Below are 24319 nucleotides of genomic sequence, written 5' to 3'. Positions count from 1 at the left end.
TGCTCTCACCTTATGGCAAATATCCAGTTAAAAGAATATTGCGCGCCAAGGTTTTTTGCAAGGTCTAAATATGTTTCAGGCCCAACAACTCCACCGCCGGATATGGCTATTATCTTTGTATCCAGGTTTAGTTTTTTTATTTCTATGATTGTTTCCAACCCTTCTTTTTCCGGCATGATAAGGTCTGTAATAATGAGATCGGGCTTGTGTTCTTTAAACAGCTTAACTCCCTGACTACCATCTTGGGCATCGATAACTGCATAATCATTTTTTTCAAGCAGGATTCTGAGCATTTTCCGAATAGGTGCTTCATCATCAATAATAAGAATCTGTTTCATTTGAATATAATTTCCTTTTTTGACATTACTTATCCATTGCAATGATTTCGTTTTCATCATCAACCAGCAGAATTTGTTCTGTTCCACCCTGAATTTCTGCTTTCACGAAGTCTTCAAATTCCACCGGTTTTCCGGTCTTTGTATATAGCGCGTTTAAAAAGATAATCCAGAGCTTCTTCACCATCCCTTACCACGTCCTACGTTCTAACTCCTTATATTTTTTTTACGGTGCAGAACAGAACTTATTTTTGAGTATAATATTATTTGAGAAATAACAAGGTATTTGAAACTGAATGTCCCTAAACATCTTTCTGAATAAATTCATAGAGCTCATTTTCTTTTTGGGTGAGTTCTTTTTTGTCATTTTGGACTTTATGAAGAAAATAATGGAAAAAATCATGACGCAGACTGTCCCTGCCTGACAGGACAAATCTTTTATTTTGCCCCCAGTTAATAACAGAGCCTTCTTCATCTCCTTCAATAAACATTCCACATAGGACTTCTTTTTTGTCCACAACAATATCAAAGAATCTGGTATTTGAATTTTGTTCACAAGGTTCAGGACAAGGATGAATTATCTGAAATTTAAATATTTGAGGACCGGGTTTCATTGAAATATATTTGACCTGCACACTGCGGGATTCAGCAATCATCAGTTTTGAATCAAGATGATGTCCTTCTTCCGGTGACATTCTAATATAAATTTCATTTTTTGCCTTGTCGATCATCTCTTTTGCCTTGCCCATTGCAGCGGCATACCCTTTTATTGTCCAGATAACATCCTTTTCAGGTTTTTGTTCGGCGTTTCTTAATCTTTCTTCCAGGGAAGAAAGTACCGCCTCAAAATCCTGGCGCATCCTTCGAATCAGTTCCTCGGATGGAATAGGCGTGTACATGCCTTTACTGGATTCAATTACAAATCCTTTGGCAGAAAGCGTCTCTAAAACATCATATATTCTGGCCCTGGGTATACCTGACTGACGACTTAACTGTGATCCGTTAACCGGATGATTTGCTGCCAGAGAGATATAGGCAGTAAGGGCATAATCCGACAGCCCAAGTTTTAGTTCCGTATTTATTTTTATCATAAAAAATCTTTGATCCGGCCTATTATGCTATGCCGGATATATTATCGTTAACCTTTATAAGTAGTTGGTTTTTTTGAACTTGACATAAATATAAAGAGTTTGATAAAAAAAAACAAGAACAAAAGTTACCCTGTCAGTAGTAACATTTATTCTTTATCAAAATTATTAACTAATAATTGCGAGGTATAAACTGATATGAAACGTAATTTTCATGCAGGAAAGCAACTTGGCTCCGGATTGAGTCTCAACATCCTGACAAATGACGAGTTGGATGAGATTCACTATGGAACCCTTGAAGTTCTTAATGAAACAGGTGTTTTTGTAGAAGATGACAATGCGCTGGATTATTTTGAAGGGGGGGGAGCAGTTGTTGACCGCGACACAAAAATTGTAAAGATACCGCCGTATCTGGTGGAAGGTGCCATTCGGTCTGCGCCTCCCAAGGTAGTGCTGTACGGCCGTGATCCCAAACATGATATTGTTCTGGAAAATACCCGGGTATATTTTACTAATTTCAGTGAAGGCGTAATGGTAAATGATCCGTATACAGGAGAAAACCGAAGCCCGGTAAAACAGGACTTGATTGATTCTGCCAGAGTAATTGACGCTCTTCCTGAAATTGATTTTTGCGAAAAAGCGCTTGGCGCCCATGATGTCAACCAGGATACCGTACCGCTTCACAATGCAGAAGCCTATCTGACCCATACCACAAAACATTGTGCCTTTGGTCCGGGAAATGGCAAATTTCTAAAAAAAATTATTAAAATGGGTGAAGCCATTGCCGGCGGTGTAAAAGAATTTAAAAACCGCCCCATTGTTTCTTTTACAACATGCCCGGTAAGCCCGTTGAAACTGATCTCCGACTGTTGTGAGATTATCATGGAAGCAGCACGAAACAATGTGGTCTGTAATATTTTATCCATGGCCATGGCAGGCGGCACATCTCCTGTAACCCTGGCGGGCACACTGGTGAATCATAATGCCGAAGTCCTTTCCGGAATTACGCTGGCACAGCTTACCCGGAAAGGTGCCCCTGTTATTTATGGCAGTTCCACCACAGCCATGGATCTAAAGCTTGCGTCAGCCAGTGTGGGCACACCCGAGTGCGCTGTGATAAGTGGGGCAGTGGCCCGTCTTGCCCGATATTATGCTTTGCCCAGTTATGTGGCTGGTCAGTAGGGCGACAGTAAAATATCTGATACCCAGACTGGCCACGAGAAGACACTCACCGGACTTATACCCGCATTGGCAGGTGCCAATATGATTTATGGTTCGGGCATGCTGGAAAGCGGTATCACTTTTGATTACGGTCAATTGGTTTTAGATTGTGAGTTTGCGCGTATGATTAAGCATACGATTCAGGGAATTCCTGTCAATGACGAAACGCTTGCCATCGACACTATCAAGGAGATAGGTCCGGGCAAAGATTTTCTCATGCACAAACACACATTCAAATGGATGAGAAGCCAGTCAAAGCCTGAATTGATTGATCGAAAAATGCGGGGAACCTGGGAAAAGGCAGGAGCAACCACTGCTTATGACAGAGCTATGGTAAAGGTTAGATACATCCTGGAAAATCATACGCCTGATCCGCTTCCGGACAAAGTGCTTGCAAAAATTCGATCCATTGTTGTAGAAGCGGAAAAAGAAATGGGGATTAAATCTTAACAGGGGTCAGGCTTTCCTTATTAAGCTTAATAACGACAATAAGGAAAGCCTGACCCCGCCTGATAATAAGGAATATCAATGGGGAAAAAAAATATAACTCTACCTGAGCACGCCAACGTTGTTATCATCGGCGGGGGGATTATGGGTTGTTCTATTGCCTACCACCTGGGCCATATGGGATGCAAAGATGTCGTCCTGTTAGAACGGGATGAATTAACCTCTGGAACAACATGGCATGCTGCAGGCCTGATGGTGACCTTTGGGTCAACCTCTGAAACTTCAACCCAGATGCGTAAATATTCCCGGGATCTTTATACCCGGCTTGAGGCTGAAACCGGATTATCAACAGGGTTTAAACCGATTGGTTTTATCGAAGCTGCCAGTAATAAAGATCGTTTGGAAGAATACCGCCGTATTGCTGCATTTAACAGGTATTGCGGGGTTGATGTACAAGAAATTTCACCCAGAGAAATCAAGGATCTTTTTCCTCTGGCCCGTGTAGATGATTTGCTCGCAGGTTTTTATGTAAAAGATGACGGGCGGGTTAATCCAGTCGATGTCACCATGTCTCTGGCTAAAGGTGCCCGCAATAAGGGAGTAAAAATATTTGAAAAGGTCGCATCCACGGGAATTATAAAGAAAAATGGTGTTGTCACCGGAGTAAAGACGCTCCATGGGGATATCCAGGCTGATGTCGTCGTCAATTGTGCCGGCATGTGGGCCCGCCAAATTGGAGATGTAGACGGTGTCAATATTCCCAATCAGGCGTCAGAGCATTATTATTTGATCACTGAGGAGATAGACGATATTCCTCCCAATATGCCGATACTTGAAGATCCGTCTCACTATGGGTATTACCGAGAGGAAGTCGGCGGGCTCATGGTGGGATTATTTGAACCTAAATGTGCTCCCTGGAATATCAAACGTATTCCGGAAAACTTTTCCTTTGGTGAGATTGAGCCTGATTGGGATCGAATGGGGCCATTTTTGGAAAAAGCAATGTCACGGGTTCCCATAACCAAAGAACTTGGCATAAAGAAATTTTTCTGCGGTCCTGAAAGCTTTACGGCTGATCTTCAAGCCATTGTGGGTGAAGCGCCTGAAGTAAAAAATTATTTTGTGGCTGCCGGATTAAATTCCATCGGAATTATAGTTGGCGGAGGCCTGGGTCGCGCCATGGCGCATTGGATAATGGATGGAAAACCAGATATCGACATCACCGGGTTTAACATTGATCGCCTGCACACCTATCAAAATAATCCGGAATACAGAAAGCATCGGACGGTTGAATCTCTTGGCATGGTGTATCAGTGTCACTACCCTTATAAATCCATGCAAACGGCTAGAGGTGCCAAAAAATCAGCAGTCTATGATCGCTTAAAGGCGCAAGGTGCTTTTTTCAAGGATGTGAGCGGCTGGGAAGGCGCTGACTGGTTTGCGCCACAGGGCCATGAACCCAAAATTGATAAACATTCCTGGGGCAAAGAACCCTGGTTTGATTTTTGGGAAGCTGAACATAAGGCTGCCCGCGAAAATGTTATCCTCATGGATATGTCTTTCATGCCAAAATTTTACGTACAGGGCCGTGACGCCGGAAAATCATTAAATAACGTTTCGGCAAATGAAGTTGACAGCAGGGTTAATCAAATCACTTACACAACATGGTTAAATGAAAACGGAAAAATCGAAACTGATTTGACCGTGGCAAAACTTGAAGAAGAAAAATATTTAGTGGTTGTTACAGATACCATGCATCGACATGCTGAAACCTGGTTAAAGAGAAACATTCCAAATGATGCTCATGCCTTTGTCACCGATATGACGTCTGCTTTTGCTCAATTAAATATTCAGGGACCAAAGTCTCGGGAGCTGTTACAATCCATCACCACGACTGATTTATCAAATGAGGCATTTCCCTACAGGCATGTACAGGAGATTGCCATTGGGTATGCACGCGCGATTTGTATCAGGATTACTTATTTAGGTGAGCTTGGGTATGAACTTTTCATCCCGACGGAACAGGCAACCCATGTTTATGACTGTATAGTTGAAGCCGGAGAAAAATTCAACCTGCGCCATGCAGGGCTTAAAGCACTTGCCAGTTTGAGAATGGAGAAAGGGTATCGAGATTACGGACATGACATGGACAACACGGATGATCCCTATGAAACAGGATTGGGCTTTACTGTTAAATTAGACAAGCCTTCCGGATTTATTGGCAAAGATGCCTGTGTTAAGAAAAAGGCAACCGCTAAGATGACAAGACGTATGGCCCAGGTGCTGGTGAAAGATCCAGACCCCTTATTATACCACGCTGAAATTGTCAGCAGGAATGGAAAACCTGTGGGCTATGTCAGTTCCGCTTCTTATGGTTTTACTCTTGGCGGAGCCGTTGGATTATTTATGATTGAGGCAGGAGAACCAGTCGATCAGGATTATATTGCCGCAGGAAATTGGGAAATTGATATTGCCGGGAAAACATATCCTGCAAAAGTGTCACTATCACCACTTTATGATCCAAAGAATGAAAAGATAAAAGCCTGACACGGCAGCGGCCATACCACTCATCGGAGGGTGGATCGGATGGGATCACATGGACTCTAAATCCATGCAGCCGGGTGCGACTCCCGGACTCTCCGCCATTTTAAATAATTTAAATTGAATGATTCATGGGAACAGAAGAAAAAAGAACAAAGCCTGTTAAAAAACGATATTATCGAAAAAGGGTACGGATTTTCAGCCTGATCGACAAGATCAAGCTGTGGCCATCCCGAACAGGACAGCTTCATGGAATTCGTTCAATAGAAATCATGGGTAACACTGCCAGGCTTACGACCCATTGCAACAAGGAATTTCTCATCAATAATTCTTTGAACAGCCGGGCGGGGCGATGGTTGAGGAATAAATGGTTTGTCCGGGTGTGTCCGGAATGCCGAGTCCCGGACTGGAAACTTGAAAAATATTCTGCAACCCTGTTTAAGCGGCACCAGGGATCCATGTTGATAAAAAATAACGAGTTGTAGTAAAGGAAAATATAATGCTGACGGCAGATTTAAATCTGACCCGGATTTTAAATCGTCTGCAAGATGGTCATCCTGCAGAAAAAAGCGAAATAAAATATCTTCTCGGGCTCTCGAAACCTTACGACATCAGCCTGCTTTTTGAAGCAGCTCAAAATGTACGGGATAGATATTTTGGCAACAAGATATTTCTGTACGGATTTTTGTATTTTTCTACACACTGCCGGAATAACTGCAGGTTCTGTCAGTACAGAAGATCCAATAAGATGCTTGCCCGGTACCGGAAAACTCAAACTCAAATCCTTACTGCAGCAAGGGAAATGGCTGATGCCGGGGTACATCTTATTGACCTGACCATGGGGGAGGACCCGGAATTGTATTCTTCAGGGGAATCCGGGTTCAAGCGATTCGTCGGTATGGTCAAAGCTGTTCAAAAAGAGACAAACCTTCCCGTAATGATTTCTCCGGGCACCCTTCCCGACAGGATCCTTGTAGAACTGGCTGATGCCGGGGTAACCTGGTATGCATGTTACCAAGAGACACACAATAAATCTTTGTATAAAAATTTAAGGTATGGGCAGGACTTTAAAACAAGACTGGCCAAAAAAAAGATGGCCAAAGGCCTTGGGATGCTCATTGAAGAAGGCATCCTGACTGGCGTGGGAGAAACTTTGGATGATCTGGCCGACTCCATTATCTGGATGAGAGACTTTTCTGTGGATCAGGCAAGGATTATGACATTTGTTCCCCAGACAGGCACACCCATGGCCAAAATTATGCCCCAGGACAATTTAAAGGAACAAAAGATCATTGCTGTCATGCGGCTTATCTTGCCGGACCGGCTTATTCCCGCCTCTCTGGATGTGGATGGACTTGACGGGTTAAAAGCGAGACTTATAGCAGGTGCCAATGTGGTGACCTCTATTGTTCCTCCCCAAAAAGGCCTTGCAGGGGTTGCCAATCATTCTCTTGATATTGAAGAATCCCGAAGGACCCCGAACCATATTTTACCGATTCTGAAAACCTGTGGATTGGAACCTGCTTTGCCCGGAGAATATCAGGCATGGACAGCAGCCAGACAAACCGCATTGAGCAGTTCCTTTGTAAAAAAAGAGAAAATGATATGCTGATCGCTGTCATCGGAGGAAAACTCCAGGGAGTTGAAGCGGTTTACCTGGCTCAAAAGGCCGGATGGAAGACCCTTGTCATTGACAGGAACCCTGATGCACCGGCAACAGGGTTGTGTGACCGGTTTCTGGAATTTGAATTCAGCCTTGAACACCCGGTTCCCCAAGACTGCCCCGCAGTGGACCTTATCCTTCCGGCAGTCGAGGATATTGATGTGCTGACTGCAATAAAGATCTGGGCAGAAATGAAAAATATTCCCCTGGGTTTTGACCTGGATGCATACAGGATTTCAAGTTCCAAGCTAAAATCCAATGCCCTCTTCAGAAAAATGAATCTTCCTGCACCCGGCCCCTGGCCTGATTGCAGGTTCCCTGTTGTGGTAAAACCGGATCAGGCAAGCGGCAGCCGGGGCGTTGAAGTGTTTAATGATGCAAAAGCACTGTTTTCCAGGTTTTCAAACAGGCAGGATCTGGACAATATGGTCATACAGCAATATTTGGAAGGACCTTCCTATTCCATTGAAATTGTGGGAAGTCCTGGAAAATACCAGGCACTTCAGGTCACTGATCTTATCATGGACAAAGCATATGACTGCAAAAGGGTCATAGCCCCTACACAACTATTGTTTCATCAAATTGCCCGGTTTGAAGAAATGGCACTTGCCATCGCAGAAGAAATTCGTCTCAACGGGATCATGGATGTTGAAGTGGTACTCAATAATAATGATTTCAAATTACTTGAAATCGATGCCAGGCTCCCCAGCCAGACACCCATTACTGTTTACGGGTCAACTGGGATCAATATGGTTCAGATGCTGGGTAATTTATTTTTAAATAAAAACAGTGTAGACTCTGAACAAAAATGTGAGCGGGTTGCAGCGGTTGAGCATATCCGGGTCTCAGGGGCTGATTTAGAGGTTTGCGGAGAGCATATCATGACTCTGGATGGCCCTTTGACAGTGCAGACCGACTTTTTTGGTGCCAATGAGGCCATTACAAGTTATGCCCCCGGGAAAAAACAATGGGTGGCCACCCTGATATTTACCGGCAGCACCCATGAGGATGTAACCGCTAAAAGGCAGAACTGCTATGAACAGATTGAGGAGCAGATCCATTGACCCGTTTAAAAACCAGTGATATCAGCAATATCTCATCTCGACTGGTGACATGCAATCAGGAACTTTTGGCCAAAACAGGCCGGACGTTCCTGGGAATCGCCTGCCATGCCTATGGTAAAGATGAAATTCAGATAAGGCACCGGGTAGAATCTTTTTGTATCCATGTAGTGCCGGTTACAGCCGGACAGGGCATCATTTCGGATTTTTGTGAAACTGTTGCGGCTATACTAAGGTTTTTAGGGTTTAATGCCCTGGTGTCTGATCTGCCTGATACATCCGGTGTTGCACTGGCTTTTGAAAACAAGGCAGATGCCATCATGATGGCCGATGATCACAGGTTTGTGGGATTAAATTTAAACATCCGGTCTGTGGCAGATAATTCTGAGGCAACCGGCAGGGTTTTTGCCGCAGCACTGGATCTTATGGCCAAAGGAATCGAGAATTGCGAAGTACTGGTCCTTGGATGCGGCCCCGTGGGAGAAGCAGCAGCCCAGACTCTTTTATCTTCAGGGGCGCGGGTGGTGTTATGTGATATTCATCTTCCAGCCGCCAGGTTATTGAAAGAAAGGCTTTCAGTATATCCGGGGGGTAACAAAATAGTCATTGAAGAGGATTTAAATATGGCAGTTTCAAACTATGGATATGTTCTGGAAGCTACACCGGCAGCGAATACAATCCCGGATGAATTGATTTCGGATCATATGGTCATTGCAGCCCCGGGTGTGCCACTGGGGATTTCTAAAAAGGGCTGCCAGATCCTGAAAGATCGTCTCATACATGATAAACTGGAGCTGGGTGTTGCGGGTATGGCAATCTCCCTTCTTTTATAGAAAGAGAAACAGGAGACTATTTTGAATGATTTAACATGGACCGGGACACAGGTCAGGCGACTTAAGGAACTGGGGGTGGACCTGCAAAATATTCCCGCTGAGTTTTCTACGCTCGCCGAACGGAACAAAATATTTCAGCAAATTGAGAAAAAGCAGGTTAAAGCCGACAGGGCGAAATTATCAGACTTTCTGATCCAGGGCAAAAAATCACACATTGAAAAACTTAAGGAAACACTTTGCCGGATACTTCACCAACAAGGTTTTATCCGGGTGTTTACCCCGACGATCATAACCAAAGCCGCCCTTGAAAAAATGACCATAGATGATGATCATCCCCTTTTCCAGCAGGTTTACTGGCTAAACGAAAAACAATGCCTGCGGCCCATGCTGGCACCCAGCCTTTACAGTTTAATGGTTGATTTCAGTCGGCTGAACCACCGGCCCATTCGGTTTTTTGAGATGGGTTCCTGCTTCCGTAAAGAGTCTGACGGTGCCCGGCACAACAGTGAATTTACCATGTTGAATTTTGTGGAAATGGGACTTCCCGAAGAAAACCGCCATGCCAGGTTAAAGGAGCTGGCGGGTATTATAGCAAAGACAGCAGGATTGGATGATTTTAGATTTGAAAGCGAAGACTCCAAGGTCTATGGAACCACTCTGGATGTTGTGGCGGGTTCGGAAAGCATTGAAGTTGCTTCTGGAGCCATGGGGCCGCATCCCCTTGATGCAGCATGGGGTATTACAGATACATGGGTAGGGATGGGCTTTGGTATTGAAAGACTGTTGATGACATCTGAAGGGGACACCTCAATTGGCAAATGGGGGAAAAGCCTGTCATATTTAAATGGTGTACGGTTAAGTATTTAAGCATAATATGATTATCCATCGCGAACTTTTGTATATTTTTTTCTCTGGTTTTCTGTCCAGTCGATCCTGCTCATCAGTCCCCGGATGATTCGGACATCCCTGGATGTGATCCCTGCGGTGCCGAAGATCCGCCTGAAAGTCCTTAACAGGTGATCCGGATTTTGGTTGTCAAGAAAATCAATATCTAGAAGGCTTTTTCTCATATGGGCAAACATATGTTCAATTTCATCCCCGGTCGCAAGCTTTTTAGAGGGCGGGTCAAAAGATTTCTTCCCCGGATCGGATTTTAAAGATACTTCATATAACAGCACAGTCAGGGCATGGCTCAGGTTCATGGACGGGTAGGCATCATGGGTGGGGATGGTGATAAAGTGCTGGCAAAGATCAAGGTCTTTAGTTTCAAGTCCTGTGTCCTCAGGACCCAGTACCAGGGCGCAACTTATTTTCTGATATGTTTCCCGGAACTTTTCGGCTGCACCTGATGGTGTGAAAAAGTTTTTCCGGTACTTGCCAAATCGTCGGGTAGTGCCAAAGGCAATCTGTATGTCTGAAAGGGCAGAGGCAAGATCATCAAAAATCAAAGCATTTTCAAGAACAGAGAATGCGCTTAAGGCCATTTTTTTTGCCAAAAGGGATTTGTAATGTTTTGTGGGATTTACCAGCCGAAGCTGTGTGAATCCGAAATTCATCATGGTCCTGCAGACAGAGCCGATATTAATCGGTCCCCGGGGTTCAACAAGAATGATTGAAAGATTTTCAGGTTTCATTTTAGATCCTAAGTTAGAAGCACAGGCTCTGGCCATTGGGTCTCAAATCCATGGGCTTTTAATATTTCGATTGCCTTGTCAACATGAAGGCCTGCTTCATTGACGCTGTGGGAATCATCTCCGGGAACCACACGTATCTCCATTTTCTTTGCAGTTTTAAGAATCGAGGTTGTGATATAGGGCTCTTTTTCACCCCTTGCAAGGGGCCGAAGATTAAAATCCATGACAAGGTTCAAGGATTTGATAAGCGTTAGATTCCGTTTGATTTTCTGGTCGATTTCAGGGAGCAGAAGTCTTTTTTTGTAATCCTCATCATAGATTCTGATCAGGTCAAAATGTCCTACAACAAATGGTTTAAGCGTTTTTATCATTTCATATTGAAGGTCAAAATACTTTTCATACATTGCATCATACGAGCCGCAGACACGAGCAGCCCTGTTATATTCTTCTTTGGAATAATCAAAAAAGATATCATCAATATGGTGGACAGACCCCACAATATAATCCGGTTGAAACCTTGAGATCAGTTTATTAATATGATCTGCGTAGCCGGTACAGGTTTCTGTCTCCATCCCGGCAAAGATTTTGATTTTAGATGCATATTTATTTTTCAGTGCGTTGAGCTCGTTAAAGTAATTTTCAAACCGTTTAGCAAGATCAACAGCCGTAAGATTCGCCTTTTTTTCATCGGGAAACAAAAATTTATCATTAATCGGCGGGACATGTTCGGTAATTCCGACTTTTGTAAACCCGAGCTCTATATACCGCAGGATAATGTCTTCAAGCAAATCCCTGGCATGGTTGCAATACTGGCCGCTGTGGCCCCCGTGAAGTGAGATAAGTTTTGGTGTCGTATTCATGAAAGAGAAACTACCATCAAAAATAGGGTAAAATCAAGAGCTCCGGGTAAATCTGTATTTAGGAGATTTGGTAGTATTGCTATTTTTCCTAAATGGCAGGGAGACAATATCCAACGGGTGATTGACAAGCCTGCCGGGTCCGTGATATCTCTTGCCTTACTGGTGCAACATGCATTGGTGGACTGGGGGAGCCGATAAATATCGGCTGAGAGGAAACTTGAATTTGTTTCGACCCCTGGAACCTGATCCAGGTCATGCTGGCGTAGGAAAGTTAATATGTTTTCACACCTTGGATTCACATCCGCCTTTTTTTGATTTGCACAAATTTTATTAACTTTTTTAAAAGAGCGGCTGGTTTTCCATGCTTCAGGTATGTTCTGTCACAAAGTATTTTAAGGGACAAAATGTCTTTTCCGAGTTCGATCTCAAGGTTCCTCAGGGCCGGTTCCATGTCCTGGTAGGGCCTTCCGGCTGTGGAAAAAGTACTCTATTTGACGGGTTGACAGGAGTCATCCATTTGGATGGGGGAAGCCTTTCCTGGAACCATGAACCCCTTTTAAACCTGAGTCAACATGCAGCATATATGCAGCAAAAGGATATGCTGCTGCCCTGGTTTTCCCTTTTGGACAATGCATTACTGCCTGCAAAAACCGGTGGGCAGGATATGATAGCGGCTGAAAACCAAGCCCGCAGCCTTTTCAAACGCCTGGGACTGAAAGGATATGAGTCTCATTACTCCAACCAGGTGTCTGGCGGCATGCGCCAGAGGTGTGCCCTGGTCAGGACCCTGATGTTCAACCGGGATCTGATCCTTTTGGATGAACCTTTATCAGCTCTTGACACCATTACCAGAAGAAGTCTTCAATCCCTTTTGCTGCTGCTACAGACGGAGTTTAAGAAAACCATTCTCATGATTACCCATGACATTGAAGAAGCCCTGCTCCTGGCAGATGAAATTTATCTGCTCAGTCCCATGCCCATGGCCATATCCCGGCATTTTGTCCTGGATTCGCCCAAACCCAGAAAATTTAATGACCCAACCTTACTGGATATCAAAGCAGATGTCCTGGACAAGCTTGAGGGAGATCTGATCCATGAACCAGGTTAATTTGCTGGCAGCGCTATTTGTGGTTCTGATCCTGGGCCTTTGGGAGGCTTTTGTCCGAATACTGGCTGTGCCCGTGTTTATTCTCCCTCCCCCTTCAAGCATATTTACCATTGCTTTGATCCAGGCTCCCCTGATTCTGCCCCATGCTGTAGTTACCTTTACAGAAATTATAATGGGTATTTGCCTGGCATTGTGCACGGCAATACCCCTGGCCATTGTCATGTTTGCCAAACCAACCCTGGAAAAGGCTCTTGCCCCTTTTCTCGTAGCCTCCCAGGCTATACCCGTGTTTGCCATTGCCCCACTTCTGGTGGTCTGGCTGGGATACGGGATTGCCTCCAAGGTGTTCATGGCATGGGTCATTATTTTTTTCCCGATCTGCGTCAGCCTTCTGGAAGGGCTCAAAAGCTGTGATCCCGAGTTCAGAGTATTGTTCCGCCTTATGGGGGCTTCTTTTTTTGAAACCCTGATTTTGCTTTATTGGCCCTGGGCCCTGCCTCGTTTTTTTGCCGGCTTAAAGGTGGGAGTAACCGTGGCTACCATCGGGGCTGTGATCGGGGAGTGGGTGGGTGCCCAGCAGGGACTGGGGTTTCTCATGATCCAGTCCAATGCAAGGCTTCAGGTGGGCCTGGTCTTTGCCGCCATTTTATGGCTCACTGCCATGGGCCTTACCATGTGGTGGCTGGTAGGATTTTTGGAAAGAAAAATTATAAAATGGAAATAAAATGAAAATAATAAAGGAAAACAAATTATGAAAAGAAAGATTATTGGTATTATTCTGGCGCTTACCTTGCTGGGAAGTTCCAGCCTTATGGCAGGCGAAAAATTAAGCCTCATGCTGGACTGGTTCCCCAATGTGGATCATTTGCCCATTTATGTGGCCCAGGAAAAGGGATATTTCTTTGACCAGGGCATTGAGGTGAGTATCATCAGCCCATCTGAAACCTCGGATGCTCTGAAACTTGCCGCATCCGGCAATATGGACCTTGCCGTCTCATACCAGCCCCAGACCATTATTGCTGTAGACAATGGCCTTCCCATCAAGGTTGTGGCCCCCCTGGTGGTTCATCCATTGACAACCCTGCTTTTTCTGGAAGGCAAGGGTATAAAAAATCCTTCTGATCTGTCCCATAAAAAAATCGGCTATACCGTGCCTGGACTTATGGATGTGCTTTTAGAGGCCTTTGCCGCCATCAACAAGATTCAGGGGTATACTCCTGTGAATGTGGGATTTACCATTTTGCCAGCCCTGGTTTCCAATCAAGTGGATGCTGTTATGGGGCCTTTTAAGACCTATGAAACCGTTGGCATGGCCCAGCACGGGTATAAGGCCCAATTCTTTGAACTGGAAAAATGGGGAATCCCGGATTACGAAGAATTGATTTTTGTCTGCGGTGAGAAAACCCTAAGGGAAAAACCCGCCGCTGTCAAAGGCTTTGTAAAAGCCATTGAAAAGGCTTTTGCCTATACAAAGGCCCATCCTGAGGATGCCCTGGCAACTTATTTGGCTGCCGTACCCCAGGCAGATAAAAAAATAGAAACCCAGGCGTTTGAACTTACCCGGCCCTATTTTGCTGTTAAAACAGGGCACAACCTTGCCCAATGGCAGGCCTTTGCTGACTTTGCCCTGGAATACAACCTCATCAAAAACAAAGTGGATGCAGCATTGCTCATCCATAACTGGGAATAAGGAGAATACCAATGACAATCAATTCTGAAAGTATCTTAAACGATGTTGAAAAAATAAGAAAAAATGCCCCCCTGGTCCACAATATTACCAATTATGTGGTCATGAACACGACGGCCAATGCCCTGCTGGCTCTGGGCGCTTCCCCGGTCATGGCCCATGCCCTGCCTGAAGTGGAAGAGATGGCAGGGATCGCCTGGGCTCTGGTCATCAATATCGGTACCTTGAGTGATGCCTGGATTGAGGCCATGTTCAAGGCAGCCAAAAAAGCCACAATCAGGCAGATCCCCATTATCATAGATCCCGTGGGCGTTGGTGCCACCCAGTACAGAACCCGTACCGCAAGGGAACTTATCCAGGCATCTGCCCCGTCCATTATCCGGGGGAATGGTTCGGAAATTATGGCTTTATGCGAACAAGATATAACCACCAAAGGCGTTGACAGCACCAGTGCTTCGGATCAGGCCATTGATTCCGCCAGAGCCCTGGCCCTGGAATTTGACTGTGTAGTCTGCATCACTGGTAAAATAGATTATATTGTATCACAGGAGGCAATGATCCAGGTGAAAAACGGTCATGCCATGATGCCCCGCGTCACTGGTCTTGGCTGCACTGCCACAGCCCTTTGCGGTGCTTTTGCCGCTGTAAATCAGGATTTTGACAAGGCCGCAGCCCATGCCATGGCCGTCATGGGCATTGCAGGAGAAATGGCAGCCCAGAATGCGCAAGGCCCTGGAACCCTCCAGATTAATTTTATTGATAGCCTTTACCAATTGTCCGAAACCCATATCAAGGAACTCTTTAACGATTAAGGATGATCATGAAAGGAATTTATCTTGTAACAGACCAGAAAGCCTGCCAGGGGAAATCACTTGAATCAATTGTTTTAGGTGCCATCAAGGCCGGTGTTTCCTGTGTTCAGCTCCGGGAGAAAAATACGGGCACCCGGCTGTTTCTAAAAAAGGCCCAGAATCTTTCGTCTATTCTAAAACCGGCCGGGATTCCCCTGATCATCAATGACAGAGTGGACATTGCTCTGGCAGCAAAGGCCACTGGTGTCCATCTTGGCCAGAGCGACATGCCTTATGAACATGCCCGGAAGCTGATGGGGCCCGGGGCAATCATCGGACTGTCCGTAGAAACCTGGGAAGATGTACAAAAAGCTCAGGATCTGGATGTAGACTACCTGGGGGTCAGCCCGGTATTTCTCACTCCAACCAAAACCGATACCAAAACTCCTTGGGGCCTTGGGGGCCTTGAGAAAATCAGGAATTATTCCTGCCACCCCCTGGTGGCCATAGGAGGGCTTGACACATCCAATGCCCAAAAGGTCATAAAAGCCGGTGCAGATGCTGTTGCTGTAGTATCTGCCATTTGCTCGGCAAAGGATGCGTTTGATGCGACCACACAATTGGTCAGTCTTTTTGAACAAATTTAAACCCCCACAGGAGAGAAGATCATGAAATCCTATTTCAGGGCATTGACCATAGCAGGTTCGGACAGCGGCGGTGGTGCCGGTATCCAGGCTGATTTAAAAACATTTTCCGCCCTGGGTTGTTTTGGCATGTCTGCTATTACCGCTCTGACTGCACAGAACACCCGGGTGGTCACAGCTATTTTCCCGGTTCCGCCTGAGTTTATCGGTCAGCAGATTGATGCGGTTCTTTCGGACATTGGCACGGATGCAGTAAAAATCGGTATGCTCCATTCTCCTGAAGTCATAGAAATGGTGGCCAGAAAGCTTGTCCAATGGAATTGCTCCAATATTGTTCTTGACCCGGTAATGATTTCCAAAAGCGGGGACAAACTGCTACAAAGTGATGCCGTCCAGGCGTTGAAAACCATACTTATCCCCAAAACCACAATTATCACGCCCAATCTGCCCGAAGCATCTGTTTTGCTGGACCGGAATGTTGAAACCTTGGAAGATATGACCCGGGCAGCAAGGGATCTTACAACTTTTGGCTGTCCTAATGTTTTGTTAAAAGGCGGTCATCTGAGTCATGGGAACAGCTGCGATTTTTTATACCAGAAGGATACGGATACCATGACAAAACTGCCAGGAACACGCATCGATACCCCTAATTCCCACGGTACTGGTTGTACGCTGTCCTCGGCAATCTGTGCCAATCTTGCCAAAGGGTTTGGGCTCAAAACTGCTGCCCGAAATGCCAAAACCTATATTACCTGCGCCCTCATGGCAGGGGCAGACTATACAACGGGCAAAGGCCATGGACCGGTCAACCATTTTTACGATCTCTGGCATGAACTCTGAAGGTGATTTTATATTTTATGGTAGGCTAAGGATTGGAAATCAAATATTTCATAGGCGTTGGATTATATATAAAAACGTGGGAAACCGGCTCAGGGATTTCAGTTTATAAAAATCATAGAGCACCTGCCGGGAGGGACTGCCGAATTTTAAAGGAGACAGGTAAACACATCCTTTGGGTTTTGTCCTGTTGACGTTTTCCCTGATAAGGGTCATTACCGCCTCATAGTGAGAATCCGGGAGGGTTTCATCCATGACAAAATTGCAGGTGATTTCTATATTGGGAAATGTATCGTTTACAGCCCGTATCTTTTGAAATGCATGCTCCACCTGTTTTCGGGTCAAAGGTTTGCCAAGAAGATCCAAAGTTGCCTGGTCATATGATTCAAGCCCGATATTGATAAAGGTTTGAAAGGGCATGCGATTGAGTGTTTCAAAAAGGGTCTTGTCAGCAGTTAAAAAAGAATCCGCACTCCCGAACATGAACAGGTAGTTTTTTTTCATAACCGATGCTTGGAATTCAAATGCATCATAAGCTTTTTGTACAGTTTTAAGAATCAGTTCGCAAGGCGCGTTTAAGGCATCATGCTCTCCTAAAAACAGGGCATTGAAATTAATGAGGTCTTTGCCATATAATTGTTTGAGCTGTTTGATCTGGTGGTCAATATCCTGTTCCGACCGAACGGAAAACTTCTTTTTGTTTTTCACCTTGCAAAACTGGCATTTATACAGGCACCCGTCAGAAATATTTAAGGGAATAATATTATAGTCAACGTGCCGGGCATCGGGCGGCATCACCGTCACCCGTGACCCGGATATGTCAAAAAGCGTTTGCGCTTTTTTGTGCAAGCCTTCCGGTGTCTGCTGCTTTATGGCCCAAATCCACCGGGAAACCGGGTCTGGGAAACCCGTGCCCGGCAATTGTGCTATAATCTGATGCCAGTTTCTGACAATCTGATCTATTTCATTCTCTTTAAAGGGTTTGCCGCCGAGCAGGGAATTTGTCGGATACATCAGGTTGGGCAGATAATATTCCCCCAGAGCTTCATACACGCCTGAGTATCCGCCCGTGGAATAATAGACCCAGTCGTTTCCCAGGGTTCGCTTAAGCCATTCAGATGGGTGAATCCAGGCTTTTTTCTTTGATTTTGCATGTCTGATTTCATGATTGAGATTGAATTCAAAAATATAATTATTGGTCTCAAGCCTTGAAAACAAACCATATTTTACAGGATAACTGACCTTTGTATATTCAGTGTTCCCGTGGCAGTTCAATTCAATTGAAAGATCATCAGTTTTAAAAGTCTGCATTTTATAGTTTGCTGCATCCATTAATTCAACGATTCCCATAGTTTTAATGTTCTGTTGTTTACAACCGAATTAATTATTTGGCAATAATTTCTTCATAAAATCATCAAACATTCCCGCATCAGGTTCTGATTTATGCCTGGACCCGCCCATAAAAAAACAGGCAGTGGGTTTGGGATATTACTTTACATGTTCTCTCTTGTATGGCAGGGTATTTTTAAGAGCGGTTTTAAAAATAGATAAATTTAAAAATTGTATCGGATGTTTTAATATCATAGTATAAAGAAAATATATAAGGTTAATATGCAGATTTTTTTCTGGTTAATACGATACGTTAGATTTACGGAAAAATAGATGAAGATTGTAGAAAATATTGATTGGAGAGCAAAAATTGTAACACAAGTAACAGAAGATTGTTTTGTTGGTGACAAGAAAATAGCTGCTGGAACTGCATGTTATTTAACAACCTCCACAATACAGGATTCAATTGAACTGAGCTTTCCTCCTCCATGCCCAACAGCATTATTTCTATCTTTAGCATTTAACAATTATAAAGCTTCGAAGCCATTATATACTAAAGTTGTTAAGCCATATTTAAATGATGAGTTTTCAGAACTATTTACTTATTTTGAATACACTATTGCATCAATAATATTTTCTTTTAATGCCCTAGAGTCATACGCTAATGACAAGATTATTGAAGATAAATATTATGAAAAGAAATTTAAGTCAGGGATATATGGTGCTTTGAGCAGTGACCGAATTGAATGGTTATCTCTAGATGAAAAAATTGGCCATGTTTTACCGCAACAACTTGATATTAAGACTCCTAAAGGGACGGTTTTGTGGGAAAAGTACATTAGACTGAGGAAGTTAAGAAATAAAATAGTTCATGTAACTCCAAAGGATCAAAAAAGATCGAATGTCCATACAGATATGTATCCTGAAAATATTTGGTCTGATTTACTACAATCACATGATGAAAATTACCCGGAAATTTCAAAAAAACTAATTCTACAATTTGAGGACAAAACCAAACTTCCTCATTGGCTCAAGTATAATAAAATAAAAAAAATCTAACCAAGGGTCAACTTGACCGGAAAAGGCTCGTTTATTTTGTCTGCTAACACGGGGCCTGCAAGTTACCCAAAACGTTAGCGCTAAGAGTAGGACTACATCATGGCATTAGTTGATTTATTATCGCGAGGTTACTTCCCTAAAGAGTTGCCTCGACCATTCGTAACGGGGCCCTTCGCGACACTTGTCACATCAACGGCACAACTTCCAGGAGATTATTTAGAAAGAGCTAGGAGAGGCAGTAAATTGCGTCCTGCGAAGGTCTGTCGCTATTCACATGCACGCGGAGGATTACTTCGACGCAAGCTGGATATTTGCAACCCCCTACATTATTATCTTTTAAGCAAAGAACTGATTAGTAACTGGCCGTCAATTGCGAACCACATTTCTGGCACGCCACTTGCCGCTACTTCTCCTGAATTCAAGAATACAGGTAGGGCCATCAACGGACAATGGCCGCGAAATGCACAGTCTCACCTTGCTCAAGTAAGTAGACTGGGACGTAAGTATGTCCTTCTAACTGATATCAGTCGCTTCTATCATAGTATATATACGCACTCAATTCCCTGGGCGATTCATACAAAATCAGTAGCGAAAGCCAATCGCAAATTCACTTTGCTCGGTAATAAGATTGACTATTGGGTTCGTAATGGTCAAGATGGGCAAACTATCGGAATCCCGATTGGACCTGATACTTCACTAGTTCTTGCAGAACTCATTATGCAGCGGTGTGATGAGGCACTAATTACCAAAATACCTCAAGTCAAAGGCTACAGGTTCATTGATGACTATGAACTAAGCTTTGACACTCGCACCGAAGCAGAAGATGCCTTCCACGTGTTAGAAACCTGTCTTTCGGACTTTGAACTTGCGTTGAACCCTAAAAAGACAGAGGTACTTGAACTTCCATTGCCTCTTGAGACTTCTTGGGCGACAAAGTTAAAACTCTTCTCATTTCGCAATACAAAGTCAGGCCAAGCAGCAGATCTTGAGAGTTTCATCAATATTGCCTTTTCTCTTCATCGGGAAAACCCTGGTGATTCTGTTCTTCAGTTTGCCGTAGCGTGTCTTCGCTCTGTGAACGTGAACCCTTCCAATTGGGATCTATTCCAAAGACTATTACTCCTTTGTGTTGTGCCCAATCCGGCGAGTTTTCCATATGTCCTTGAGCAAATCATATCGAGAGCAAATACTGGCGCAATCCCTCTCAAATCAGAACTTGAGGAGGTTACAAATAATCTCATTGTTAATCACTCAGCGCTCAAACACTCCAGTGAGGTGGCCAATGCTGCATGGGCTTGTTTAGCACTGCCCTCTGTGACAGTATGAATGAGACACTTACCCCTTGAAAAATTAGTGTAGGGCGGGTAAGGAAAATACTTATGAAACCGATTAAAATGAACAAACTGCCAACATCTGAAAATCGACCAGGCGCAGCCCCCAATGAGGAGCCAGTGGAAGGAGCCCACAGGGCGACTGGAGCTGGCTCCTCATTGGGGGGCGAAGTTAATGATATTTTTCCAAACCCTGAAGTTCCGGAGAAAAAGCCTCGCCGAAACTTTACGGCATCTTATAAACTACGCATTCTTCAAGCAGTTGATAACTGCACCGAATCAGGACAAATTGGCCGATTATTAAGACGAGAAGGACTTTATTCATCAAACCTGACCGCTTGGCGTAGGGCAAGGGATAACGGCCTGCTACAAGCCATGTCGCCTCAGAAGAGAGGTCGAAAACTTAAAGAAAAAAATCCGCTGACTGGTGAAGTTGCCCGACTTCAAAAAGATAAACGGAATCTTGAGCACAAACTCAAACAAGCCGAACTCATAATTGAGGCACAAAAAAAAATTTCTCAGATCCTGGACATAACCCGAAGCATAAACGAAAACAACGGGAGTGCCTAATGAATGCTGCTTTAGAACTTAGTCCTGATACTGGGAAAAAATCATCTTGTTCTGCTTTTGATATTCCGAGGGCATCTTTTTATCGATTCCATACACCGAGAATACCCGTTAAAAAACAACAACCTATATCCCATATCTCGTTAAGCGGTGATGAGCAACAGACTGTTTTAGATCTTTTACATTCTGAAAAATATCAGGATAAAGCACCTTATCAAATATACGCATCCCTTCTTGATGATGGAATTTACCATTGTTCAATTCGGACTATGTACCGTCTGCTTGAAAAAGAGCACGGTTTTGTAAAAGAGAGAAGAAGACAGGTGGCACGCCCTCATTATGAAAAGCCTGAGCTTTTGGCAACTGCTGCTAAACAAGTGTGGTCTTGGGATATTACCAAGTTGAAAAGCGTCACAAAATGGACTTATTTCTATCTCTACGTCATCATGGATATTTTTAGCCGATATGTTGTTGGATGGATGGTTGCCCATAGGGAAAAAACGGCTCTGGCACAGCGACTTATCAAAGAGACCTGTCAAAAACAAAAAATTGAACCGAATCAGCTCGGCCTGCATGCTGATCGTGGCCCCAGTATGAAATCCAAAGGTGTCGCCCACCTCCTTGTCGATTTAGGTGTTACAAAAACACATAGCCGACCACATGTAAGTAATGACAATCCATATTCTGAAGCTCAGTTCAAGACTTTGAAATATTGCCCTAAATTCCCCAATAACTTTGGGTCTATTCAAGATGCAAGATTATTTTGCCAGGATTTTTTTGGATATTATAACAAAGAGCATCGTCATTCTGGGATCGGCTTGGTAACCCCTGAGCAACTTCACTATGGGCTGGCACAAGAAGTTTATGATCAGCGTTGCGTTATTCTTAAAAATGCTTTTGAAAAAAATCCTGCCCGGTTCAGAGGGAAAACACCTCAACCACCGGAATTACCGGAAGCAGCTTGGATTAATAAACCTAAACAGAAAGAAAGCGAAATGATTAGAGCTTAATTTATTATAAATGGTGTCTCATTTCTATTGACACATTCCGCTGAGTCTTTCAATGCACAACGACGCTGTGGATAAGATATCACATTGCGATGATCCGGTTGTCGCGCTGCTGGCTTTAGACTGTGAGCAACACAGGTTAGTTTCAAAGCCATTGGACAAAACAATGTGGCTATCACATATGACTTCTGATGCACTTTACGATGAGCATTGGCTCCTTGCATATGAGGCAAATGTAAAAGGTTGGCTTCCAAGTTCCTCGGGTGTAGACCATGTGGCTAATGATCCCAACTTCAGTTTCCTTAAAACCAATGGTGTGAACTTCTACAATACTGCTTTGGCAGCTCCTCCAGCATCAGCTCCTGTTCCGCTCCCAACACTACCAACAGTATCCGTTCAAAAAGGAAGCATCTCACAATGAGATTTGGCGCTAACAAATTGCCGCACTCTGAAAATTTTTCCTCTGGCGTTACAAATTTTCAGGTGATCAAGGCGTTGGGAAAGAGATAAAGATGATACGGCGGTGTAAAGAATCGGATTTCAATATTATATTTGAGATTATTAATGATGCTGCTCGAGCGTATAAAGGGGTTATACCGGAAGATCGCTGGAATGAACCATACATGCCCTTTGAAGAACTAATGAGTGAAGTTGAGGATGGTGTTATTTTCTGGGGCCTGGAGCGTGATGGACAGATTCTTGGGATCATGGGGATTCAGGATAAAGGCGAGGTTACGCTCATTCGTCATTCCTACGTTCGGACGCAAGCTCAAAAAATGGGGATCGGGACAAAGCTGCTCCTGCATTTGGAGAGCATGGCAGAGAAACCCGTTCTTATTGGTACCTGGGCAGCCTCTTTATGGGCAATCTCATTTTACGAAAAAAACGGATATACCCTGGTGTCAGAGGAAGAGAAGAATCTCCTTCTCAGTAATTACTGGTCGATTCCAGAGCGACAAATGGAAACATCTGTGGTTTTAGCGAATCAGAGATGGTGTAAAGCAAAGCTGATTTTGGCGGAAAGGAAAAAAAATATATGAAAAAGATAATAAAATACATTGTAAATATTTTATTATGAAAATTCGGGCAAGGTCATCGGTGCGCTTCGTCTTTACAATCATTAATCATGGGATGTGTCGGATCATGATCTTGAAACATTGATGATGTTTGCTGATCATGTGGGCATGGCCCATGATGTATACACGTCTTTTAAATGCGTTTATGCTTATCAAGGATACGGTTTGAGGATATTCATGATGTCTGGGTTGATTCATACTGATATCATATTCCAACTGTAATCATTGGATCAGGATATCGGTAAGCTCTGAAAGGCAGGATATCTGAAAGGTTGCGATGTGCCCTTTTTCACCCGTGACCAGACTTTCTCCGCCCAAAAGAAAACATGACGGCATGGGAACCGTAGTTGCTCACCCCTCCCATCCTGTATCCCCAGGCTGAAAGCCTTTCCAGCACCTGCTGTGAATCCGGGTATGGTGCCCACCGGCTCAAGGCGTCCCGGTTGTACTTGTCATATATGGCGGCCAGTTGCTCAAACAGCCGAGCGGTATCCCGGAGATCCCAAACACCTGTAATGTCCCGGGTTGTATTATAAAGCCCGGCATAGCTTGGAGTCTTTCCGTATCGGGCAGGGTCAATGCCTGCTTTGGCCAGAACCGGAAGGATTTCTTTAACAGCGTCACCCAGGCGCCATTGAAAATCGACCAGGGTGCCTTCAAGATCAAACAGGATGATATCAAATTGTCGGACCTCAGGCATGACTTGAATACCTTTCTGGAAGCCCGCCCCGGTCATTTTGGGTTTAAGCGCTTTTCAGAGCAACCTTATGGCTTGTTGCGTGCAGTTTTTTTGCTGCTTCCTGTTTTTTAAGGATGGCAACATCACCTGCATCAACATACTCAATGGCTTCAACTTCACAGAATCTGACGCACTGGGGATCTCCGTCACATACGTCGCATTTGAAGACCTTTCTGTCAATGGAATTGAAACCCATGGCACCAAACGGACAGACCGCCACGCAGGACCTGCAGCCGATACATTTATCGTAATCCACTTCGATTTTGTTAAGTTCGTCATTGCGGGAAATCGCGTTGGCAGGACAAACACCCATGCAGGGTGCATCCTGGCACTGCTGGCAGGCCATGGGGATATATACCCCGTCCATTTCCCATTTCATTACTCTGATACGGCTTCTGGCAGGGTTGGAAACCCCGTCATGTTTTACCGCGCATACCAGTTCACACAATCTGCACCCTGTA

The 24319-nt window shown here is 44.3% G+C and carries 25 protein-coding genes, 1 pseudogene and 1 riboswitch; of the genes and pseudogenes, 18 read left to right on the top strand and 8 right to left on the bottom strand.

Annotated elements, in window-relative coordinates; genetic code table 11:
- Positions 1-5 precede the first annotated feature (5 nt).
- The 3 genes from QAI40_RS10930 to QAI40_RS10920 form a co-directional block, all read right to left on the bottom strand.
- Positions 6-338 (bottom strand): response regulator, encoded by a 333-nt coding sequence (locus QAI40_RS10930; RefSeq protein ID WP_299982521.1) that lies wholly within the window; start codon positions 336-338, stop codon positions 6-8.
- Positions 339-363: 25 nt separating this feature from the next.
- Positions 364-522 carry a hypothetical protein gene (locus QAI40_RS10925; protein WP_299982518.1) on the bottom strand — a complete coding sequence of 53 codons (159 nt, stop codon included), beginning with the start codon at positions 520-522 and terminating at the stop codon, positions 364-366.
- Positions 523-637: 115 nt separating this feature from the next.
- Complete coding sequence (locus QAI40_RS10920; RefSeq protein WP_304511632.1) at positions 638-1426, bottom strand: TrmB family transcriptional regulator; 789 nt, start codon at positions 1424-1426, stop codon at positions 638-640.
- Positions 1427-1621: 195 nt separating this feature from the next.
- Here QAI40_RS10920 and mttB point away from each other — a divergent pair.
- From mttB to pylSc, 7 genes and pseudogenes are all read left to right on the top strand, one after another.
- Positions 1622-3094, top strand: a pseudogene (gene mttB / locus QAI40_RS10915) ([trimethylamine--corrinoid protein] Co-methyltransferase).
- Between the two features lie 78 nt (positions 3095-3172).
- Entirely contained in the window at positions 3173-5638 is a 2466-nt protein-coding gene (locus QAI40_RS10910; RefSeq protein WP_299982511.1) for a GcvT family protein, read from the top strand.
- A 125-nt stretch (positions 5639-5763) separates the two neighbouring features.
- The gene (gene pylSn, locus QAI40_RS10905) at positions 5764-6117 is read left to right on the top strand and encodes a pyrrolysine--tRNA(Pyl) ligase small subunit (RefSeq protein ID WP_299982508.1); all 354 of its coding nucleotides are present in this window, start codon (positions 5764-5766) and stop codon (positions 6115-6117) included.
- Positions 6118-6131: 14 nt separating this feature from the next.
- The gene (gene pylB, locus QAI40_RS10900) at positions 6132-7244 is read left to right on the top strand and encodes a methylornithine synthase PylB (protein WP_299982505.1); all 1113 of its coding nucleotides are present in this window, start codon (positions 6132-6134) and stop codon (positions 7242-7244) included.
- A complete protein-coding gene (gene pylC, locus QAI40_RS10895; RefSeq protein ID WP_299982503.1) occupies positions 7178-8359 on the top strand; it encodes a 3-methylornithine--L-lysine ligase PylC in 1182 nt (393 codons plus the stop codon). The genes pylB and pylC overlap by 67 nt, the downstream gene beginning before the upstream one ends.
- Entirely contained in the window at positions 8356-9189 is an 834-nt protein-coding gene (gene pylD, locus QAI40_RS10890; protein ID WP_299982500.1) for a 3-methylornithyl-N6-L-lysine dehydrogenase PylD, read from the top strand. Before pylC ends, pylD begins: the two co-directional genes overlap by 4 nt.
- Positions 9190-9210: 21 nt before the next feature.
- Positions 9211-10056, top strand: coding sequence for a pyrrolysine--tRNA(Pyl) ligase large subunit (pylSc, locus tag QAI40_RS10885; RefSeq protein ID WP_299982496.1), 846 nt, complete (start codon positions 9211-9213; stop codon positions 10054-10056).
- A gap of 11 nt (positions 10057-10067) precedes the next feature.
- Here the strand turns inward: pylSc and QAI40_RS10880 are convergent, their stop codons facing one another.
- Entirely contained in the window at positions 10068-10823 is a 756-nt protein-coding gene (locus QAI40_RS10880; protein WP_299982493.1) for an RNA methyltransferase, read from the bottom strand.
- 8 nt (positions 10824-10831) lie between these two features.
- Positions 10832-11683: a histidinol-phosphatase HisJ gene (hisJ, locus tag QAI40_RS10875; protein WP_299982490.1), complete on the bottom strand. Its 852-nt coding sequence runs from the start codon at positions 11681-11683 to the stop codon at positions 10832-10834.
- Between the two features lie 174 nt (positions 11684-11857).
- Positions 11858-11969: riboswitch (TPP riboswitch) on the top strand.
- 75 nt (positions 11970-12044) lie between these two features.
- Between hisJ and QAI40_RS10870 the strand changes: the two genes are divergently transcribed.
- From QAI40_RS10870 to thiD, 6 genes are read left to right on the top strand one after another with little or no spacing between them, the layout of a single operon-like run.
- A complete protein-coding gene (locus QAI40_RS10870; RefSeq protein WP_299982487.1) occupies positions 12045-12791 on the top strand; it encodes an ABC transporter ATP-binding protein in 747 nt (248 codons plus the stop codon).
- Positions 12778-13515, top strand: coding sequence for an ABC transporter permease (locus QAI40_RS10865; RefSeq protein WP_299982484.1), 738 nt, complete (start codon positions 12778-12780; stop codon positions 13513-13515). Before QAI40_RS10870 ends, QAI40_RS10865 begins: the two co-directional genes overlap by 14 nt.
- 27 nt (positions 13516-13542) lie before the next feature.
- On the top strand, positions 13543-14481 hold the full coding sequence (locus QAI40_RS10860; RefSeq protein ID WP_304511631.1) for an ABC transporter substrate-binding protein: 939 nt from the start codon (positions 13543-13545) through the stop codon (positions 14479-14481).
- An 11-nt stretch (positions 14482-14492) separates the two neighbouring features.
- Positions 14493-15290 (top strand): hydroxyethylthiazole kinase, encoded by a 798-nt coding sequence (gene thiM / locus QAI40_RS10855; RefSeq protein WP_299982479.1) that lies wholly within the window; start codon positions 14493-14495, stop codon positions 15288-15290.
- An 8-nt stretch (positions 15291-15298) separates the two neighbouring features.
- Positions 15299-15916: a thiamine phosphate synthase gene (gene thiE, locus QAI40_RS10850; protein WP_299982477.1), complete on the top strand. Its 618-nt coding sequence runs from the start codon at positions 15299-15301 to the stop codon at positions 15914-15916.
- 21 nt (positions 15917-15937) lie between these two features.
- Positions 15938-16753, top strand: a complete 816-nt coding sequence (thiD, locus tag QAI40_RS10845; protein ID WP_299982474.1) for a bifunctional hydroxymethylpyrimidine kinase/phosphomethylpyrimidine kinase — start codon at positions 15938-15940, stop codon at positions 16751-16753.
- Between the two features lie 48 nt (positions 16754-16801).
- On the opposite strand, the gene QAI40_RS10840 is transcribed toward thiD, so the two are convergent.
- Positions 16802-18100: a radical SAM protein gene (locus QAI40_RS10840; RefSeq protein ID WP_304511630.1), complete on the bottom strand. Its 1299-nt coding sequence runs from the start codon at positions 18098-18100 to the stop codon at positions 16802-16804.
- A gap of 312 nt (positions 18101-18412) precedes the next feature.
- Between QAI40_RS10840 and QAI40_RS10835 the strand changes: the two genes are divergently transcribed.
- From QAI40_RS10835 to QAI40_RS10815, 5 genes are all read left to right on the top strand, one after another.
- Positions 18413-19138 (top strand): hypothetical protein, encoded by a 726-nt coding sequence (locus QAI40_RS10835; protein WP_299982469.1) that lies wholly within the window; start codon positions 18413-18415, stop codon positions 19136-19138.
- Positions 19139-19237: 99 nt separating this feature from the next.
- Positions 19238-20464: an RNA-directed DNA polymerase gene (locus QAI40_RS10830; RefSeq protein WP_299982466.1), complete on the top strand. Its 1227-nt coding sequence runs from the start codon at positions 19238-19240 to the stop codon at positions 20462-20464.
- Positions 20465-20541: 77 nt separating this feature from the next.
- Positions 20542-22046, top strand: a protein-coding gene (locus tag QAI40_RS10825; RefSeq protein WP_442875380.1) for an IS3 family transposase whose coding sequence is annotated in 2 segments (ribosomal slippage) — positions 20542-20983 and positions 20983-22046 — 1506 coding nt in all. Because the reading frame shifts where the segments join, the coding sequence is not laid out codon by codon here.
- A gap of 178 nt (positions 22047-22224) precedes the next feature.
- Positions 22225-22464: a hypothetical protein gene (locus QAI40_RS10820; RefSeq protein WP_304511629.1), complete on the top strand. Its 240-nt coding sequence runs from the start codon at positions 22225-22227 to the stop codon at positions 22462-22464.
- Between the two features lie 91 nt (positions 22465-22555).
- Positions 22556-23083: a GNAT family N-acetyltransferase gene (locus QAI40_RS10815; RefSeq protein ID WP_304511628.1), complete on the top strand. Its 528-nt coding sequence runs from the start codon at positions 22556-22558 to the stop codon at positions 23081-23083.
- A gap of 325 nt (positions 23084-23408) precedes the next feature.
- Here the strand turns inward: QAI40_RS10815 and QAI40_RS10810 are convergent, their stop codons facing one another.
- Entirely contained in the window at positions 23409-23819 is a 411-nt protein-coding gene (locus tag QAI40_RS10810; RefSeq protein WP_304511627.1) for an HAD family hydrolase, read from the bottom strand.
- 43 nt (positions 23820-23862) lie between these two features.
- On the bottom strand, positions 23863-24319 hold a 457-nt coding region (locus tag QAI40_RS10805; RefSeq protein ID WP_304511626.1), incomplete at its 5' end, for a 4Fe-4S dicluster domain-containing protein.

Source organism: Desulfobacula sp. (genome assembly GCF_030611305.1).
In the GTDB taxonomy this organism is placed as follows: domain Bacteria; phylum Desulfobacterota; class Desulfobacteria; order Desulfobacterales; family Desulfobacteraceae; genus Desulfobacula.
The sequence above is the reverse complement of the archived record's forward strand: the minus strand, read 5'-3'. Positions and strand labels throughout refer to the sequence as shown.